At 55.9% G+C, this 19,281-nt stretch carries 11 protein-coding genes and 4 pseudogenes; 8 read left to right on the forward strand and 7 right to left on the reverse strand.

Features of this window, described 5'->3' with window-relative positions:
- Window positions 1–480: 480 nt before the first annotated feature.
- Window positions 481–1,508: pseudogene (locus J5276_RS28040) on the reverse strand (IS110 family transposase).
- A gap of 646 nt (window positions 1,509–2,154) precedes the next feature.
- On the reverse strand, window positions 2,155–3,021 hold the full coding sequence (locus tag J5276_RS28045; RefSeq protein ID WP_209160044.1) for an AraC family transcriptional regulator: 867 nt from the start codon (window positions 3,019–3,021) through the stop codon (window positions 2,155–2,157).
- Window positions 3,022–3,211: 190 nt separating this feature from the next.
- Between J5276_RS28045 and J5276_RS28050 the strand changes: the two genes are divergently transcribed.
- The 5 genes from J5276_RS28050 (at window position 3,212) to J5276_RS28070 (ending at window position 9,593) form a co-directional block, all read left to right on the forward strand.
- Window positions 3,212–4,381, forward strand: coding sequence for a sugar ABC transporter substrate-binding protein (locus tag J5276_RS28050; RefSeq protein WP_209160045.1), 1,170 nt, complete (start codon window positions 3,212–3,214; stop codon window positions 4,379–4,381).
- A 26-nt stretch (window positions 4,382–4,407) separates the two neighbouring features.
- Entirely contained in the window at window positions 4,408–5,973 is a 1,566-nt protein-coding gene (locus J5276_RS28055; protein ID WP_209160046.1) for a sugar ABC transporter ATP-binding protein, read from the forward strand.
- Entirely contained in the window at window positions 5,970–6,974 is a 1,005-nt protein-coding gene (locus tag J5276_RS28060) for an ABC transporter permease (protein ID WP_209160047.1), read from the forward strand. The genes J5276_RS28055 and J5276_RS28060 overlap by 4 nt, the downstream gene beginning before the upstream one ends.
- 30 nt (window positions 6,975–7,004) lie before the next feature.
- Window positions 7,005–8,432, forward strand: coding sequence for an arabinose isomerase (locus tag J5276_RS28065; RefSeq protein ID WP_209160048.1), 1,428 nt, complete (start codon window positions 7,005–7,007; stop codon window positions 8,430–8,432).
- A gap of 168 nt (window positions 8,433–8,600) precedes the next feature.
- Window positions 8,601–9,593 carry a helix-turn-helix transcriptional regulator gene (locus J5276_RS28070; protein ID WP_209160049.1) on the forward strand — a complete coding sequence of 331 codons (993 nt, stop codon included), beginning with the start codon at window positions 8,601–8,603 and terminating at the stop codon, window positions 9,591–9,593.
- Window positions 9,594–9,719: 126 nt separating this feature from the next.
- Here J5276_RS28070 and J5276_RS28075 read toward each other — a convergent pair.
- The 4 genes and pseudogenes from J5276_RS28075 to J5276_RS28090 all read right to left on the reverse strand — a co-directional run.
- Window positions 9,720–10,934 (reverse strand): annotated as a pseudogene (locus tag J5276_RS28075) (IS701 family transposase); the annotation flags it as partial.
- A gap of 159 nt (window positions 10,935–11,093) precedes the next feature.
- Window positions 11,094–12,341, reverse strand: a complete 1,248-nt coding sequence (locus tag J5276_RS28080) for a GGDEF domain-containing protein (RefSeq protein WP_209160057.1) — start codon at window positions 12,339–12,341, stop codon at window positions 11,094–11,096.
- A gap of 321 nt (window positions 12,342–12,662) precedes the next feature.
- On the reverse strand, window positions 12,663–13,340 hold the full coding sequence (locus J5276_RS28085; protein ID WP_209160058.1) for an OmpW family protein: 678 nt from the start codon (window positions 13,338–13,340) through the stop codon (window positions 12,663–12,665).
- Between the two features lie 428 nt (window positions 13,341–13,768).
- Window positions 13,769–14,602, reverse strand: a pseudogene (locus J5276_RS28090) (IS5 family transposase).
- A 363-nt stretch (window positions 14,603–14,965) separates the two neighbouring features.
- On the opposite strand from J5276_RS28090, the gene J5276_RS28095 reads away from it, so the two are divergent.
- Window positions 14,966–15,241: a hypothetical protein gene (locus tag J5276_RS28095; protein ID WP_209160059.1), complete on the forward strand. Its 276-nt coding sequence runs from the start codon at window positions 14,966–14,968 to the stop codon at window positions 15,239–15,241.
- A gap of 110 nt (window positions 15,242–15,351) precedes the next feature.
- Window positions 15,352–15,927, forward strand: a pseudogene (locus J5276_RS28100) (IS3 family transposase); the annotation flags it as partial.
- 229 nt (window positions 15,928–16,156) lie between these two features.
- Here the strand turns inward: J5276_RS28100 and J5276_RS28105 are convergent.
- A complete protein-coding gene (locus J5276_RS28105) occupies window positions 16,157–17,515 on the reverse strand; it encodes a tetratricopeptide repeat protein (protein ID WP_209160060.1) in 1,359 nt (452 codons plus the stop codon).
- Window positions 17,516–17,670: 155 nt separating this feature from the next.
- Here J5276_RS28105 and J5276_RS28110 point away from each other — a divergent pair, with 155 nt between their 5' ends.
- Window positions 17,671–19,149 (forward strand): PLP-dependent aminotransferase family protein, encoded by a 1,479-nt coding sequence (locus J5276_RS28110; protein WP_209160061.1) that lies wholly within the window; start codon window positions 17,671–17,673, stop codon window positions 19,147–19,149.
- Window positions 19,150–19,281: the final 132 nt, after the last annotated feature.

Genomic DNA, 19,281 nt, shown 5'->3' on the forward strand with positions numbered 1-19,281 from the left:
GCCACCGAGAGCAAATTATTCTGTCGAATGCCGTTGGAGACGAAGTCGATGTCATCTAGTGGTATTAGGTCTTCAGATCGGTCCTTCCTCAACCCGTCGATTGGAGAAAGAAACGACAAATGCTGATGTTGTGGTAGATCCCCAACTATGGTCTTCTTGCGCCATCTCCATGCGCCGCTACGTTAGATAAAACATTCGATAAAAATGTAAATAAAAATGTAATACTACAAATTTATTTCCACGTGTGTATTTATATTTTCGCGATCATTTCATAGTATTCGCAATATTGACACTTCCTTTGCAGTCTGGATATTACTGCTGGCCGGTATGGAGCTAAGCGGGGCTGGCGCAAATCAGTTCTACGAGCTCGAGGCCCACTGAGCCGGCGGCATTTCCCCCCTCTTTCGAATCTCTTGTCCTTACCGTTCGCTTATCTACTCACACGCCGACGATCCGATCTCACTATATCGTCAGCTTTGCTTACGCGTTTGCGAGACTGTTATCTTTGTAATTCTCATTCTTCGTCATCGTCGCCCAGACGGATCGAGCCATCTTATTAGCAAGCGCAATAGCAACGAGCATACGCGGCTTGCGCATCAACATACGCCCGAGCCATGAGTTTTCGGAGGAGGGCTTTCGGCATGCCCATCGGATCACCGTCGTTGCACCGATAATCAAAAGCCGCCGAATATCGCGCTGTCCCATCTTTGACGTCCGGCCGAGCACCTGCTTTCCTCCGCTCGAATGTTGTTTAGGTACAAGCCCGAGCCAAGCTGCAAAATCACGTCCCTTATGAAACGTCGTCATAGTTGGAGCAAACGCCTCTATCGCCATGGCCGTGATTGGCCCGCGCCGGGCATTTACATCAGCCGAGTGGTATTATCCGATTGCTGAGCTTCAGATTTGAGTACCTTCTCCAGGTTGGAGATACGGGTAGTTAGAAGATCAATCTGCTCCAAATAAATCCGGGCAGTTTCCACAACCAGGAGCTCAAGGCTGCTGTCATCGTCTTCTACGATGCCCTTCACCGCGGCCAAGCTTGCAAGCCCTTGCGGTGCAATCACCCCATGTTTTGCCAAGTGAGCACGAAGAGCGTTAATCAACTGCGTCCGCTGACGCACGACTACATCGCGCGTCCGAAAGATCATGGAAGAAGCTTGCTGCTTCTCCGTTTTCGGCACGACAAAACTCATCAAGGGGCGGATGGCGGCCTCCACGATGGCTTCAGCATCTGCCGCGTCATTCTTTTGCGGTTTGACGAAAGGCTTAACATAAGCCGGTGGCAGCGGCCTAACTTCATGGCCAAGGCTCCCAATTTCGCCAGCCCAGTAATGCGCAGTCGCACATGCTTCCATCGCAACGATACACCTCGGCAACTCAGAGAAAAAAGCCAAAACATGAACGCGAGATAGCTTCTTACAAAATAACAAATCGCCATCGGCGCCGGCCGCGTGGAGCTGGAATACCCGCTTTGCAAGGTCTAGACCTACAATGCTAACTTCCTTGATGGATGCTCTCTCCTCTGAGTGACGTTGTTGCAAATATCACTTCGGCACATTGCGATGCCGTCGGGAGGGGGCATCCACTCCATCGCTCCCCAAACATGGGGTCTTCAGCTGCGAGAGAGGATCGGCTTCAAAAGAGCTGCCGTGGCTTTCGCGCCAAAGCTGGCTGTCAGTTGATGGGGTTGCATCGCTGTCTCAGCTGAATGCGTCGTCCAAATTGAAGGCTCGTGCTGCGAACCTCCATCATGCGGCGACTGATGTCGACAGCGAAGACAACCAAGCACTCGGCAGCGCCGCTTACAAAAGATTGCTATTGACGCCCCAATTGCGACTAGACAACTCCATCAGTTCTGCTATGGCCCCGGCATTCGACTTGGCCCTACTTTCGAAGATCGGTCTTCCCGTCTCGTCCACGACAAAAAGTCTGTTTCCCGTTGTGATAGGTCGAGGCAAACGTAGTGTTTTATGCGATTCTCCTTCGAAAATGAGACTCAAATATTGAGCGTCATTCGAAGAACGAAGGCGAGCAACTACGTCATCGTATCCAAACGGGCCTGACGCAACCTCGATGACATCACGCCGCTCACTCACGCGATCTGTAGTTGATTTTTAAAGACGGATCTTTAAGCCGATTTCTTCTGTCTGCGAGTTACAGGTGTCTATTAGACCTGAAATCCGTCGGGCTTTCGCCCATCAATTGTCGGAACTGGGTAGAGAAGTGGAACGCTGAGTGAAAACCCAGGATGCCCGCAATCTCCTTGATCGATTTGTCGGTGTTTAGCAGAAAGTCGCTGGCGCGCTGGATGCGGACAATCATCTGATATTGCTTGGCCGACATACCTGTCTGCTCACGAAACAGGCGCCGAAAATAGGGGTAGCTGACCCCCAGCTCTTCGGCGAGCTGCTCGACAGACAAGGGCTGACCGCACCTTTCCATGAGAATCATCCGTGCACGATCGACGAGCCTGCCGAAGGAGTTGCTGTTTATATCGGTGGGCCTGCATAAAAGGGCGAGCATTTGCAGGCCGAGAGTTGAGATCAGGGGTTGACTGCGCAAGGGTTCGTTCCGCGCCAATGCATGTATCGATGCGAAAACGCCTGCAATCTCGGAGGTGCCAGCATGAACCGGTTGCTCCGGATGCAGCAGACCGGCATCGCAAGCAAAGTCAAATGCGCTTCCCCGGCATTCGATCCAGTGCTCGACCCATCCGGTGCGACGATCAGGAGCAAACCGGTGCCAGACGCCTGGAAAGAGCAAAAAAATGGATCCTTGCCCGATCGTGACCTGTCGACGCTCGGCTCCGAATTCCAGCCGCCCTTTGCCGGCGCTGATCTGCACGACCTGATAAGCATTGAGGATGCGACCACGCGACCAACTGAAGTGATGGTCGTCCGGATGACGGCTCGGCGGGTAGTCGGAGTGGGGTGCGATTTCTGTATAGCCGGTGGACACGGCCGTACATCCCCAGGCGGCGCAAAGACGATTGTCCGGCATGTAAACAAAATAGTTCTTCATGTTCCTTGCTGCACCTGAGGATCATATTTTGTATGCAAAAGATCATTTTTGCGGAATATGCTGTCGTGTCAACGAAAATGCTTGGTGTTAACGTCAAGAGGAAAGGTCAGTTTTCGGATGACCTGAACATCTGCGCTGAGATCATCAGCGCTGCCGCTGCCAGGGAGGGCAGGGGCCGGAGGAGAGAGACATGAAACATCAAGCCAGACTGCTGGTAGCTGCTGCGTGCTTTGCAGCGTCTGCCGCCCATGCCCAGGATTTTCATGGGTTTGACCCGCTGAAGTTCGACGGAAACATGCTATCTGCTGAAAATCTGGAGGCGATGGCGGCGGATGCGGCCAAGGTCACCCCGCCGAAGAACGGCAAGGGCTACAGCATCGGGTTCGCCAATCTGCAGCGCGATATTTCCTTTGGTGTGCTTGTGGAAAAGGGCATCCAGCGGAATGCGGACGCCGCGGGCGTCGAACTCGTAATCACGGACAACCGTCTCGACGGGCCGACGGCGCTGGCCAATGCTAAATCCTTTGTCGAGCGCAAGGTCGATTACGTCATAGAATTCCAGACGGATGCCAATTTCGGCCAGGCTGTGATGGAAGTCTTCAACGCGGACGGCACAAAGGTGACCGCGATCGATATTCCTATGCCGGGCGCGAGTTTCTTCGGAGTCAACAACCCGAAGTCGGGCTTCATGGGCGGGTCCTATCTGGCGACGGCAGCTGCCAAAAAATTCGGCGTCAATGTCGTCAAGACCGGTTATCTCGTCATCGGCGCCCTGCCGCAATCGGGCGTCATCCCGCGCATGCGCACGGAAGGCCAGCGGGCCGGCTTCATGGCGCTGACCAAGGAATTCCCGGCCAATCACATCATCGAGATCGATACCAAGAATACGCTGCAGGAATCCTTTACACAAATGAACAATGTCATCGGCCGCATTCCACCGGGCGTACCGATCCTCATCATAGCGATCAACGACCAGGCGACGATGGGGATGCTGCAGGCCGTGCGGGCTGCGGGTCGCGTCGATCAGACGATCGCGGTCGGCAACGGCGCAGACGAGGCCGAGGCGCTTGCGACCGATCCGAACTTGGTTGCCGCCACCGGTTCGTTCCCCGGCAGCTACGGCAACTATCTGATCCCGATCGCACTTTCGGCTCTGGCCGGGAAGCCCGTTCCGGAGGCGACGTTCGTGACCCATCAGATGGTCACCAAGGCCAATATCTGCCAGTTCTACAAGGAGTTTCCCTGCGTCGGCGAGGCGGATAGCTACGTATTCCCGGAGACGGAATTCGCAACCTATCTCGCAGATCTGAAGAAGCAGGACTGGCTGAAGGGCTACGAGGCCATTCTCCCTCAGCAGTGAGCGGGATAACGTCCAGGGAGCGTCACATGACCGACGAGAGAACCGAACGGAGCCGCAATCCGCGGCTCCAGATCGCCAATGTCAGCAAAGCGTTTGCCGGCGTGACGGTTTTGAAGAACGTATCGCTTTCGGCCCATGAAGGAGAGATCGTCGCACTTCTCGGTGCCAATGGTGCCGGCAAGTCAACGCTTATGAAAATCCTGTCCGGCGTTTACACGCTGGACAGCGGACAGATCCGAATTGACGACACGATCATTAGTATCGCCACCCCGCAGGATGCGATTGCGGCAGGCATCCGGCTGATGCCGCAGGAGCTTTCGGTGCATCCGGACCTGTCTGTTGCCGAAAACATCGCGCTTGGCTCGATGCCGAAGCGGTGGTTTGCGGGCATCGCCTTGATCGACCGGCCTGCGATGGAAGGCCAGGCGCAGACGCTGCTCAAGCGATTGCGGCTCGAGCATGTCGCGCCCGGTCGGCGTATGGGCTCGCTGCCTTTGTCGGAGCAGCGCATTATCGAAATCGCCAGGGCGCTTGCCGGCAGGGCGCGGATCCTGATCATGGACGAACCGACGGCATCGCTGGGCGAGGCGGACGCGGACAATTTGTTCGAGGTGATCGAGGCCCTGAAAGCCCAGGGCGTCACCATCATCTATATCTCGCATTATTTGGACGAGGTCTTCCGGCTCAGCGACCGTATCGTCGTGTTGCGCGACGGCGAGGTTCGCGGCCAGTTCAAGACGGGGGAGACTAGTCGCGACGAGGTGCTGACGGCCATGCTAGGCAGCGAGCTCGGCGATCTATATCCAGCCAAGTCGACGGCGGTTCCGGATGCAAAGACGGTCCTATCCGTGGAAGGCTTGTCTCTTCCTGGATGGCTCGACGGCGTCTCGCTTTCTGTGCGGCGCGGTGAGGTGTTCGGCGTTTTCGGACTGATCGGCTCGGGTGCCGAGAAGATTGGTCGGGCCATCTACGGTGCCGAGCCTGCTGCCCGCGCCACAGCCGTCCGGCTGAACGATATCGATATCGGCCTGTCGGGACCGCGAAAGAGCGTGCGCAACGGCATCGGCTTTGTTGCCGCCGAGCGCAAGCGTCAGGGGCTGATCGGCAATCTGTCGGTGCGTACCAACACGACGCTGCCTTATCTCAGCCTGTTCACGCAATCCGGCGTCGTCGACCAGAAGCGGGAAGACGCCGGCACCAGAGACTGGATCAAGACGCTGCGGGTCAAGACATCAGGCCCGGATCAGGAAATCCGTCTTTTGTCCGGCGGCAACCAGCAGAAGATTTGTCTGGCCCGCTGGCTGCTCGGAGCCCCGAGGTTTCTCATTCTCGAAGAGCCGACACGGGGCGTCGATCTCGGCGCCCGGCGCGAAATCTACGCGGAAATTCGCCGTCTGGCGAAGACGGGGCTTTCGATCATGATCGTCTCCTCCGATGCCGAAGAAATTGCCGGGCTCGCTGATCGCAGCCTCGTTCTGGAAGATGGAAAGGTCGTGGCCGAGCTTGGACAGGATGCAACCGCGACGGACCTGATGCGGGCGGCCGAGCCTCGGTCCGCCGTGCGCAATACGAATGAACTGGAGAAAGCATGAGCAAGTCGTCCTCTATTCCCGCAGCGTCGGGCGTTTCGAAAACGCAGGCAAGTTCGCTGGCCGACCTTCTCGGCCGCCCGGCTGCCGGCATCGTCCTCCTGCTAGTGTTCTACATCCTGCTTCTGGCCGCATTCACGCTGCTCTCGCCCTATTTCCTGACTCTAAGCAACCTGGCCAACATCGGCACCAACATGGCCTTCATCGGCCTGATGGCCGCCGCCGGTACGCCTCTGATCATCGGCGGCGGGCTCGATCTGTCGGTTGCCGCCGTTGCCGGTCTTGCCGGCGTCATCGTGGCGCTGATGTATGCCAACGGGATTAATATTTGGGCGGGATGTTTTGCGGCCCTTGTCATCGGCTGCGCGGTCGGCGTCCTCAACGGTTATATCATTACCCGGCTGAAGCTTAATCCACTGATCGCCACCCTCGGGACGATGAGCATCTTTTCAGGTCTTTCCATGGTGATGACCGGGGGCCTGTCGAAACCTCTCTTCGTTCCTGCCTTCAATTGGCTCGGATCCGGCCGCCTGTTCGGAATCTCGTTTCCGATCATCATGATGCTTCTCGTGTTCGTCGCGCTCTGGCTGATCCTGTCCAAGACACCTTTTGGCCGCTTCGTGTACGCCGCCGGCGGTAATCCAGAAGCCAGCAGCCTGCTCGGCGTGCCCGTCGAGCGGACACAGATGGTACTCTATATCGTTTCCGGACTTTCAGGGGCTGCGGCCGGTATCATCCTTGCCGCAATGCTCGGCGCAGCAGCACCCAATGCCGCCGGACAGCATCTGTTGACCATCATTGCCGCCATCATTCTCGGCGGCACCAGCCTGTTCGGCGGACGCGGCAGCGTCTGGGGCACGTTGATCGCGGTTTTGATCCTTGGCACGCTGAACAACGGCCTGACGCTGATGAACGTGTCCTCCTTCTGGCAGGATGTGACCCGCGGTGTCGTCCTCTTAATGGCTGTCGGACTCGATCAGCTGCGCGTGCGCCTACAGAGCTGACGCTTTCACTATTGCATCGGAGACACAGACATGATTGAACGCCCCTTGAAGGCTGGCCTTTTCGGCATCGGTCTGGAAGCCTACTGGCCGCAATTCAAAGGTCTAGAAGCGCGGTTGCGCGGCTATATCGATACCGTCGAGGCGAAACTTGCGCGGCCAGGCGTCGAGGTTGTCAACCTCGGGCTGATCGATACGCCCGAAAAGGCGCTCGAGGCCGGCCATCAGTTTCGTCAGGCCGATGTCGATATCATCTTTCTCTACATCACCACCTATGCCCTGTCGTCGACCGTTCTGCCGGTAGCCCGTCGCGCCAAGGTTCCGGTGATCATCCTCAATCTGCAGCCGACCGCAGCCATTGACTATGCCACCTTCAACGCGCTTGGCGACCGCACCGCGATGACCGGCGACTGGCTGGCACATTGCTCGGCCTGCCCGGTTCCCGAAATTGCCAATGTCTTCCACAGGGCAGGCATCAGCTTTCATCAGGTGACTGGCGTTCTGACCGGCGATCAGATCGTCGATGATGAGATCAACGACTGGATCGAAGCCGCCCGCGTCGCGCACGTCATGGCGCACAATCGGCTCGGCGTCATGGGCCGCTACTACAATGGCATGCTCGATATCTACTCCGATCTGACCGCGCAGGCCGCAGCTTTCGGAACCCATATCGAGGTGCTGGAAATCGACGAGCTTGCACGTCTCCGCAATGAGGTGAGCGAGACGGATGTCTCTGCCTGTTTGGCGAAGATCGAGACAGAGTTCGATGTCCAGCCGGACTGTGAGCCGAAGGAGTTGGAGCGCGCGGCAAAAACTGCCGTGGCGTTGCGCAAGCTGGTAGACAACAAATCGCTCGGGTCGCTTGCTTACTATTACGAGTCCCAGCCTGGTCACGATTACGAAGACATCATTAGTTCCGTCATCGTGGGCTGCTCCATGCTAACAGCCGATGGCGTGCCGGTTGCTGGAGAGTACGAGATCAAGAATGCCCAGGCTATGAAGATCATGGACAGCTTTGGTGTCGGCGGCTCGTTCACGGAATACTACGCCATGGATTTTGCCGCCGATGTTGTGCTGATGGGGCATGACGGGCCTGGGCACACGAAAATCGCCGAGGGGCGCACTAAGATCCGACCATTGCAGGTCTATCACGGCAAGGTTGGCTCCGGCGTCAGCGTCGAGATGTCTGTCAAACATGGACCCGTCACGCTGCTTTCGGTCGTCGAAAGCGAAGGCAAGATCAAGCTACTCTGCGCCGAAGGCGCATCCGTCGCCGGCCCGATCCTAGAAATCGGTAACACCAACAGCCGGTATGAGTTTCCGCTCGGGGCCCGGCTCTTTGTCGAGGCGTGGAATGCAAAAGGACCAGCCCACCACTGCGCTGTCGGCGTAGGGCATATTGCTCAACGTATCGAGAAGCTTGGAAAGCTGTTGGATCTGGAAGTCGTGAAAATTTGCTAGCCGCCGGAAGTGGTCGGTCCAATGTTATGAATACATAGGCTTAAGTTGGAAGTTTAGAATGCGGTCATCTTCGCACGATATACTGAGCATTAATATGCTTTTTCAAGTAGTCGTTTTACCGTTTATCCGGGAAAACTTCACTCTCTTTAGACCTTCGAGGTTAAAGACATGACCGAGACAGACTTAGCAGAAGGCTCGAAATGGATACGCCCTCCTAGAGTATTTACACTACACGCGAAGGAGAGAAAGCAGATAGAGGCCTTAGACAGCATTCCATTCCTCCCCGTTACGTTTCGGCCTGTGCTAAGCGATGCTTTTTATTTGGAGACCGAAGGGGCGCATGGGCAAAGTGTTAGCCAATGGCAAACCAGTGCTCCTTATGGGTTTGTTTCTACGCCGAAATTGGCGCTTGATAAAATCACGATACGGTTTGTGTCACACGGCTCCATTGTGAGGCGCAACTATCAATCAGATTATCTGGGAACATCAGGCATGGGAATGTTTGTCGATTTCGAGGAGATGGTAACTGAAGAAGCCTCACCGGGATTTCGCGCATTCGCTGGTACTGTCGATCGCTCGGCACTGTTAGCAAGCCATCAGGCTCTCGAAGGGGATGATGAGCACCCTCTTCCACAATTCGAGCCGGTCGTCGACATCAACACCGCCTCCTTGCGGGCGTTCAGGCACAATTTTCAGCTTGTGTATCAGCGGCTACATGAAGGCGTCGATTACGGGGATCTCATTTTTGCCCTTCTGGAAGAGCTGGTTATCTATCAGTTTCTGACCGCCTGGCCGAAAGTTGTAGCCCAGAAACAGGTCCCGGCATTACAGCCATCGTGGCAGGTCCGACGGGCCATGGAGTACATCGACGCAAACCTGAAGCAGAAGATCACGCTGGCTGAAATAGCGGCCATCGCTCAGACCGGCGTGAGATCGCTGCAGCTTAGTTTTCGCAAGGAACTGGGGAAGACGCCGGTGCAATGGATTCTCGAACGTCGCCTAAAGAATGTTCATCGGGAGCTCAAATGCGACGCCTTTGAATTCACTTCCATTTCGGCCACCGCGCGAAAATGGGGCTTTGTTCACATGGCCGATTTTGCTCGCCGCTATCGAAAGCTATTTGGCGAAAGCCCGCTGCAGACCAGACGACGGCGACACTAGCACTACTCTGGCAGAATGCATTTTGGCGGTCTGAAGCGGATTCTGCAGTGCGGACATCGTTCTGGGGCTGACGCTGCCAGGAGGGTGTTTATGACCGCGCGTCGGATGGCTTACAGTGTCGGTTCAGGCGGGCCGTGCCTCTTGGTTTTTTTCCCGCTTGGCCTGGTGTAGGCGCTGATGTTGCAGGAAGGCATAGGCGATCATTGTCATCAGCGCGTGTCGATGCAGACCTTGCCATGATCGGCCTTCGAAGTGATCGAGGCCGAGTTCTTCTTTCATTTGTTGATGCGCCTGCTCGCAGACCCATCGGGCTTTGATGGCAGCTGCCAGCTGCTTTAACGTTGCTTCGGCCGGCAGATTGGAGAGATAGTATTTGCGCTCGCCGTTCGAGCGCCATTCGCCCACCAGCCACGCCTCTTCGCCCGGCATATGCTGCTGTCCCTTGTCGAGGATACGTTGCGGACTACCATCAGCGATCCGAATGCGGAGCGCAGCAAAGCGCGCTGTCAGGCGACCTTTCGTGCCGCGACGCCAACTGACCGTCTTCCAGGAGGATGCTTCCAGGATCGTTTCGGCTGCCATCGACAGGGTGTCGGGGATCGAGTGCTTGCGCGGTCTGCCATGACCGGAAACCGGAAAAATCAGGGCGACATCATGGGGGTAGACCTTTTGATGTTTGGGAATACCGACAGCCCATGTGAGGCCGCGTGCACTGAGCCCCTGGCGAAACGCGGCCGATAAACCATAGCCGGCATCGGCGAGCACGGTGCCAAACCGCACCCCCGCCGCGATCAGCCTGTCGATCTCGTCGAGCGCGATCGTCGGCTTGGTGCGGGATATACGCATCTCCTCGGGGACGCCAGCCTTCACCATCCGATCCTGGTTACTGGTCCAGCTTTCCGGCAAGAACAGTCGCAAACCAACCGGAACGGGAACCTCATCGCGTGCCAGCGTCAGCGATACCAACGTCTGGCAATTGGCGCGTTTGCCCAGCATCGAAGCATATTGTGGAGCGACCCCGACCGAATGATCACCCTTCTTCGGTAGACCCGTATCGTCGACCACCAGAAAGGCGTCTGAAGCTCCGACTATTCTGTCCGCCTGCACAGCCAGTTCAGTCTCAAGCGGACTGGCGTCCCAAATGCCATCCGAGATGAAATGATGCAGACGGTCGTAGTGATCGGGCGCAAGGCGTTCCGCCATCGGCTCGATACTCTTGCGATCACCCGGTCCGATCAGGCCTGAAACATATACCGGGCACATCTGCCGCCGCTTTTTGTGACCAAGCTTCTCAACGAACGGCTTCAGCCAATCCGCCAGTGCAATATTCTGCTCCACCATCCACCGCACCCCTTTTTGAGGGGCCAAAGATGGCCGATCATCGTTAACCGTCGGTTAATCTGCCAAAGTAGTGCTAGCAACGTGACCGAACAGCGGACTTTTGAGCGCACCGCAACGACCTTGTACGGTTTATTTGCCAAGGTCTCTATCGGTATCATTTTATTTCGACAGTAAAACATGCCCTAGCCGTTCATTCTGTACCGGGATTATGTCGCGTGGCGCAAGCGGTGGATTCGAAAAGTTTGGGTAGGTATGGACCCGGTTCCTTCCTCTTCGCTTCGCCTCATAAAGCGCCTCATCTGCCGCCTTCAACGTTTGGTCGAGGCGAGGCGCGCTCAGATCAATTTCGGCAACACCGATGCTGACCGTGACGCTGAACTCCTGATCTCCGATGTTGAAAGGTTCGAGTGACACGGAATGACAAAATCGCTCTGCGAAGGCAGCGGCCTCCGACAGGGTCATATTGCTCAAAAGTGCCAGGAACTCCTCGCCGCCCCACCGTCCCGTGACATCATCGTCGTGCCGGCAATGCAAGGACAGGCGTCTCGCAAACTCCCTGAGTACGATGTCGCCACCGCCGTGGCCGTAACGATCGTTGATCGATTTGAAGTGGTCGAGGTCCATGAGTAATACAGAAATCGGTCTATTGACGCGCTGGCAGGCCCCAATGATATCCAACGCACGGTCCTGAACGCCGCGCCGGTTCGCCAGGCCGCTCAGCGGATCGATCGCCGCCAATTCCTTCATGCGCATTTGCACATCTTCGAGCGACATCGCAACGAGGCCAACGTAAACCAGAACACTCATCAACTGATCGATAAACAAGGCCAAGGATATGTCTGACACGCCGGGAGCCGGAACTGCACCAGAAACGTGGAGTCTTATCATTATTAAGAGGAAAGAGGCAGCCAAGGCGATCGCATAAGCCGACAGCGCACCCCCTACTAGCAATTGGGAAGGCAGATACCGGCGTCGTCTTCTTCGAACGAACGGGTATGCTCCGGCCGCCGTAAAAACGGACAAAGCCGCGATTGTCAGCGCCACTGCAACGTCTGGCATCAGACCGGAGGTGCGGGCAATGCCATAGATGACCCCAGGAACCAGTCCCATGAGGGCGACGCCGGCCTTGTTGACTGCGCCTCCGAAAAAGGCATGACCGCCTGCCCAGAGACTGGACAGGCTAAAACCGATGATAATGTAGATCCACATCCCCCGCGTCGCGAGGAAATAGGGATAGTTGGGATCGCTATAGATCAGCAGCATGCCGATCGACGACCCGACAATACTTGCCGTCCAAAAGCAAAATGCAACACGTGCTTCGCTTCTGAAACTGGCGATTAGGAAGATTATGATAAAGCCGGCGCGCGCGCTGACGCTGGCGAAAAGCAACGTTTGAGTTTCAACCATTTTTCGTCTCCCCTGTCGGCTTGGAAATGCCAGACGAAACCCTCGAGCATCGAGATAAGGCATTGAAAGCATTTATATCTGTTAGATTCGAATAAGCCCTTTCACGCATGATTTAGAGACGGCTTATTTATCCACTCGCACCCTCTAAGTGTACCATTGTCGCATCGCACCGCCTTTCAGAAAGGTGCGCTCGGCGCCTGTTCGGAGCCGGCGCGCGGGTTCTAGGTCACGCGATGCGACTTGTTGGTTGGCTTTGCGGAACTGAGCGAGATCCGCAGGCTGGGCGGCAATCACATCAAGAAAACGGTTCGAACGGCGGCCTCAGAACCGATACCCCACCCCGAATCCGACCGAGGTTGCATCGAGTTTTGTTGTGGCGGTAACGCCTTGGTTCTCGATGGTCTGGGTCGGGAGAAAGAGCTGTTTGGCTTCGACGTTCGCATACCAGTTGTCGGTCATCTGGTAGTCGATGCCAACCTTTATCAGCGGCGCGTATGTGGGCGTTACGCTGAAATCCCGGACAAAGCCTCCAGCGGGTTTCTCTCCGAGGTACCAGGTCGCGATCATCCCTGCACCGATATAGGGTTTGAAACGTTCACTGCTTTTAATGTGATAGTTTACCGCAAGCGACATCGGCACGCTCCACACCGAGCCCACGTCTATATCGCCATAGAGCGTATTCTTGAGTTCTATCTTAGTTTTTAGGCCCCCTGTTTGCATAGTGATGGACCAATGCTCGCTGAGAAATAGGCTGACGTCGAGGTCTGGCAGGATCATCGCAGGCACATCGACATGGCCGCCGATCAAGCTGACGCTCGATTCCACATGGTAAGGCAGCATGCCGGACAGCCGGCCACGGATCATGATGTCGCCCGTTGCGAAGCTTGGTGCAGATCTCAACTCATCGGCGGCAAAGGTCGCCGAGGCGAACCCGACCACTGTGGCGGTGATCAGCCAGTGCACGGCCCTGAGAGCGGCTTTGCTGTTTGGACGAGCCATAATCGAGCTCCTTGCGAATGTCCTGTCGGGGTGTTGAAAAGATCCAGCAAGCAAATTCATTCTGCCGAGGCGGATGGGTACGAAATTCAACCTCGCCTGTTCCGAATGGTCACCGACCGGCGCCGCCAAATCACCCAAAAGCGTCTGGCAGCGTGGCAAGCCATACGGGAGGCTTGTGAGGCAAAGGATCCCACAACGCGGTATCGTGAGGCTTAAGTCAGTTGCCCCCGACGCGTTGAAATTGCGACTGCTGAGAGCAAAAAGTGCTCAGATGCTTTGCACTTGTTCTACTTGTCAATCGGACTGAACCTAAATCGCTCAAACTTGTGATGAGTTGTTTTAGGCCTGGGACATGAACCGCACTCCGCATGGAAAGGGAAGCCGCCGTATTGATTGGTGTTGACCTGAGAGCCTGACTCGAAAAGGTTTCAACAATATCCGTACCTTGCCAATCGCCGTGTCAGGACCCGGATGTTGGCGATAGCGATCCAGGTCTCGGATGATGCGACGGACTTTTCCCAATCCTTCGCCAATCGTCGGCATCTGCCAAGCCATGCGAAGGTGCGTTCCACGACCCAGCGACGCGGCAGGACTTCGAAGCCCTTGGCTTTGTCGGAGCGTTTGACGATCTGGAGGGTGAACGCAGCGATCTTTTGCAGCGCGCCCCTCAGCTTTGGTCCGGCATAGCCGCCATCGGCGAAGATATGTCTGAGCCAAGGTCAGCGCTTGAGAATGGTCCCAAGAACGGCAGGCGCGCCGTCGCGATCTTGAATATCGGCGCTGTGAACCACGAGGCCGACCATCAATCCGAGTGTGTCGACGACGATGTGACGCTTGCGCCCCTTGATCTTCTTGCCCGCGTCATAGCCCGCAATTCCTCCGCTTTCGGTGGTTTTCGCGCTCTGGCTGTCGATCACGCCAGCAGACGGCGAGGCTTGCCGACCTTCAAGCTCGCGCGCCTCCATCACAAGATGATGGTTGATCCGTCCCCATAACCCCGTTGCGCGCCATTCGTAGAAATACGCCTGAACTGTCGTAAACGGTGGAAAATCCCTTGGCAGCATCCGCCACTGGCAGCCTGTGGAAGCAATGTAAAGCAGTGCGTTCACGACCTCCCGAAGATCGGTGCTGCGTGGCCTGCCCAAACGCCTTGGCCCTGGCAAGTGGGGCGAGATCAATCCCCATTCCCGGTCCGTCATGTCACTTGCATACCGCCTGGCGCGTCGGGCATATTGCCGACGGGTGAAATCAGTCCAGCCCATTGTGGTCTCCGTTCGTCCTAAGCAAACAAACAGAATCACAACTGGCTGATTTCACTCAACTCTTTTTCGGTCAGGCTCTAAGAATTTCCTCCAGAATTGATTAGAGTCTGGCCCATGGTGATGTGCATGAAGAGGCAGCCCCTGCCACATGCCGATCAGGTCGCCGACCGCTGGCATTGTACGGAGAACGCCAGCCAGGCTTTTCTCGACGCTGTGCGCAAATCAATGCGGCGGGTTCGCGTGGCAATAGGTACAGCCACAGTAGATCCGAAGCCTGTGACCGCCGCTGAGCGGCTCCGATAAGAGGAATATCTGCGGCGTGAAGAGGCAAACGCCGTTGTCAGCGGCTTCGTCAGCGAAGGCGTGTCCATCAAGGAAATCGTGCGCAGAACCGGTCACAGCCGAAAGCTGGTTCGCAGCGTCGTTCGTGGTCAGTGGACCGACATCTTCCGGGTCCGGCAAACATCCCTGGAACAGCATCTGCCCTGGCTTGAGGCGCAATGGGATGCCGAATTGCAAAACTGTGCCGAACTGTGGCGGTATCTTCAGCTGGCAGGCTTTGGCGGCGGTCTCCGTGTCGTTACCGAGTGGGCAATCCGACGAAGACGTGCCGAAAAGACTGAAAGCGGACTCGGCTAGGCTCCCGCCGCACGCACGATCGTTCGTCTGATGACCCTTGAAAGGAATAATTTGACCAAGGCCCAAACGAAGACGGTTACAGCCATCGAGGAGCGGCTCCCTGAGAGTGCATCAGAGCCCCGTTACGACGCCGGTCACCCCATTTGCGTGGTCCTTATTCCATGCTTAATCATATCCATGCGAAAGTGCCGAACGTCTAGGGGCTGACAGACATCACAGAGTTCCAGATACCTTCTGGCAAGGTCTACCTTCCGCCCATCATCGACTCCTCAGACGGCATGGTCATCAGTTGATCGATCGGAACGCAACCAGATGCGGGGCTGGTCAACACGATGCTAGATGCAGCTATTGAGACCGCGACTGAAGCGGCGGAACGGCCCATCATTCATTCTGATCGCGGAGCCCATTATGGCTGGCCCGTCTGGCTAACCCGTATCAGCGAAGCAAGACTGGTTCGCTCGATGTCCCGAAAGGGTTGCTCTTAAGCCAACGCCGCTTGCGAAGGCTCCTTCGGCCGACCCAAAACTGAACTATTCTATCCACGCGACTGGAAGGCCAACACAGTCGAACAGGTCGTCGCGGAGGTCGATGCTTATATTCGCTGGTACAACGAGAAGCGCATAAAAATATCGCTGGGATCGCTCAGCCCGGTTGACTATCGTAAGAGCCTTGGCCTGAACTTGTAAAGCATTCTAATTTTTTATCCGCCTCACCGATCAGAGAAGTATACGCTGCAGATTTTCCAAAAAAGATGGACAGATGCCTATCATGTCGCCGGGCGATACTCGGAGGTTGAAAGCAGGACAATCTCGAGTCGCTCTCGCATCTGGCACAGAATATAGCAGGCCGTCGTTTATCCAAGGAGTTGGCGGACCTGCTGCAGAATTTTTGCAACCTATTCCTTTTGACTTTGCCTCAGAGCATATTCAGCGCACTTAAATTGTGCCCAGCCGTCACGGCCTTCACCACATGAGCAAGGTGTTGTTCCGTGGCCGACGTCGGGCGCTGCGCCAAACGTTCATTCAAAAGTGCTCTGGCAAGCGTCATTCGACCGGCGCGTTCGGCAGCAACTATGAGGGTCTGGCCAATGATATCACGCTGCGCATGGCTACCACCGACGCGTATAGCATCATATCGCAGAGGTAAAATTAGATCGACACAACGACCATAGTTGCCTTCTCCGAATGCCAACATCGCTTCGATGATCTCGCGTCCGATGCTGCGGGTAATACGGTGATTGTCGCCCGTACCTTCTCGGTCATAACGATCAAGCGAGGCGCGAAGACGAGTTGCATCATCAGCGTCATCGCTGCGCGCCGCGCAAAAGGCAATATGCAGGTCGTTGAACGCGAGAACATGCTCGTCGACGTGGTGCATCCATTGCCGCGAGATATCCCGCCACCGGTTCCCCACACTACCACCTGCAAGCTCGATACGCCAAAGAAGTGAGGCTGCATCTACAAGATCGAGGATGGCGTCGCTGTTAATTTTTGGTTGAACAAATTTATCATAGCTGGCAAGAACTTCGTCAAAGCGCTGTTGCTCGATCAGATAGAGGGCGAGGTGCCACCCATTATGAGCTGCAAGGGCATGTGCTTTTCTCCAAGCCGGCTGCGAATTGCGTAGAAAGCGGATGCCGTCTTCCTGGCGGCTTTCAGTTTCCATTACATGGGCCAAGGCGTGGACTGCCCACCCATCTTCCTCGTTTATCTCAATCGCCTGATAGGCCACCTTTTCAGCGTGACGCAACTCGCTGCATTCTTCAAGTCCGAACGCGTATTGTCCAAGCACATACCCGTACGCCGGATCGCTATGGCTCCAATGCGGCAATACCCGCGCGACAGAATCACGGATAGTCTGCGAAGCTCCCAGATAGAAATAGGTGTCATGACAGAAGCGCAGCGCGAGCGCATCACGTGGATGGTCGAGTAGAATGTCCTCCCAGATTGTTGTCGCCCGGATCATTTCACCGGCTGCCCAGGCCTTTGCGGCTTCCAGATGTTTGCGCTCGCGTGGATTTGCCTCGCTAACAGTGCGCTCCGCCCCCTGAAGAGCTTCAGCAACCATAGGATTGCTCCGTGTAAAGCCACTCAACAACAGGAGAGAAGCAGACGCGCTGTAGCCGAGAGAGAATTTCGGATCTGCATCAGCTGCGCCCATCAGCAGCCCAACCGGATCTCCCTTCCACGCATAGTAATCGCTGATTGCTCTATCAAGGGCATCTATGCTGTGACTGTTTGCCGTCACACTCAGACCTTGCACATCTGCAGCCATCACAAGTTCCCCTTTTTCATTCTGATGCCGGAACGGTCTTGCCCGCTTCCCCTCAGCGCAATCGAGATTTAACTTGAAGCCGAAAGAGCTGTAGGAATAGAACCAGATAGTCAAAGATTTTAGGGCCAGATGACGTTGGTCAATGGGGCGGGTACGTGGCTGGAGTCCGAGAGTTCTCATTTCGCAAAAGCGGCGATTTCACTGGCAGTTCGCTGCAGGCTCGCATTCGCGAGATGCTGCTTGACGCGATTGTCTCGGGGCGCCTGGAGCCGGGTGCTGCGATACCCTCCAGCCGCATGATGGCGGCGCGGCTTAACGTCTCGAGAAACACAGTGACGCTGGCTTATCATGCCTTGCTTGCCGGCGGCTTTCTCGTATCTCGTGAGCGGTCAGGTTTTTATGTTGCGGAGGGCACAGCGCGCAATATAGCTCCGGTTTCGCATCAAATGACTGGCGGACGAGCACCAGACTGGAAAGAAAAGCTAACATCGTTTCCGAGCGCCTTTCAGATCATCACCAGACCGGCTGACTGGTATCGGTACCCCTTTCCTTTTGTCTACGGGCAACTCGATCCGGAATTGTTCCCCATTGTTGCCTGGCGCGACTGTGTGCGGCAATCCATGAGCAAAAAGTGGCAAAACTCCTGGACAGACGATCTCTATACCGGCGACGATCTGCTTCTGGTAGAACAGATCAGAAGCAAGATACTGGCACGCCGCGGCATATATGTGAAACCCAATGAAATCCTTGTCACGTTGGGTTCGCAGAACGCACTGTACTTGGCTAGTCGCCTGCTGGTGAAACCCGGCGCATCCGTGGCGATGGAAAATCCTGGGTATTATGCTGCTCGCAACATATTTGAGCTGGTCGGCGGCGACATCCATCCTGTTGCTATTGATGAGGATGGCCTCAATCCGGACCATCTAGGGGATGCCAGACTGGTTTTCGTAACGCCGAACCACCAATTCCCGACCAATGTCGCGTTGAGTCTCAAACGACGTCACAGTCTGATGCAGTGGGCGCACAAGAATGACGGCCTAATCATCGAAGACGACTACGAATCCGAAATCAATTTCAGCGGTCATGAGACGGTGCCTCTAAAGGCGCTCGATACTCATGGACGAGTGGTTTACATAGGCAGCCTGTCAAAGTCCCTAATGCCGGGCTTAAGAGTCGGTTTTGCCGTTGCGCATCCGTCGCTGATTGAGGAAATGCGCTCTATGCGCGGCCTAGTTATGCGCCACCCTCCAAGCAATAATCAACGAGCAGTGGCGTTTTTTCTTTCGCTAGGACACCACGATACCTTTATGACACGACTTCAGAGGGCGTATGCCATGCGTTGGCGAACGCTCGAGCGAGCGCTAGGCAATTTCTTGCCTGGCTGGAATCAGCAAGCGATTTTTGGTGGCTCTTCCTTCTGGCTTCGCGGTCCTGAAGGATTTAGCGCTACGTTTCTCGCGAAAATAGCTTTGGACCACGGCGTTGTCATAGAAGCCGGACGGAGCCTCTTTTGGAAAGAACCGCAAGCCGATCGTTTCTTCCGGCTCGGATTTTCATCGATTTCCGAAGAGCGGATCGGTCCGGGCATCGAAAGACTGGCGGAAATCGTCACAAGCAAAACTGTCGCTGGCTGAAGCGATCCGTCCCGTACGCTGTGAAGATGCACGCGTGCACCTGGAACCACAGTGCTATCGATCCCGCTTCACTGGACCTAAAGAGTTTCAAAATCTGGGACTGTGCCAAAGCGATCCTCCTTCCTACCATTT

Origin of the sequence: Agrobacterium sp. S7/73 (genome assembly GCF_019355535.1) — a bacterium.
GTDB classification, from domain to species: domain Bacteria; phylum Pseudomonadota; class Alphaproteobacteria; order Rhizobiales; family Rhizobiaceae; genus Agrobacterium; species Agrobacterium tumefaciens.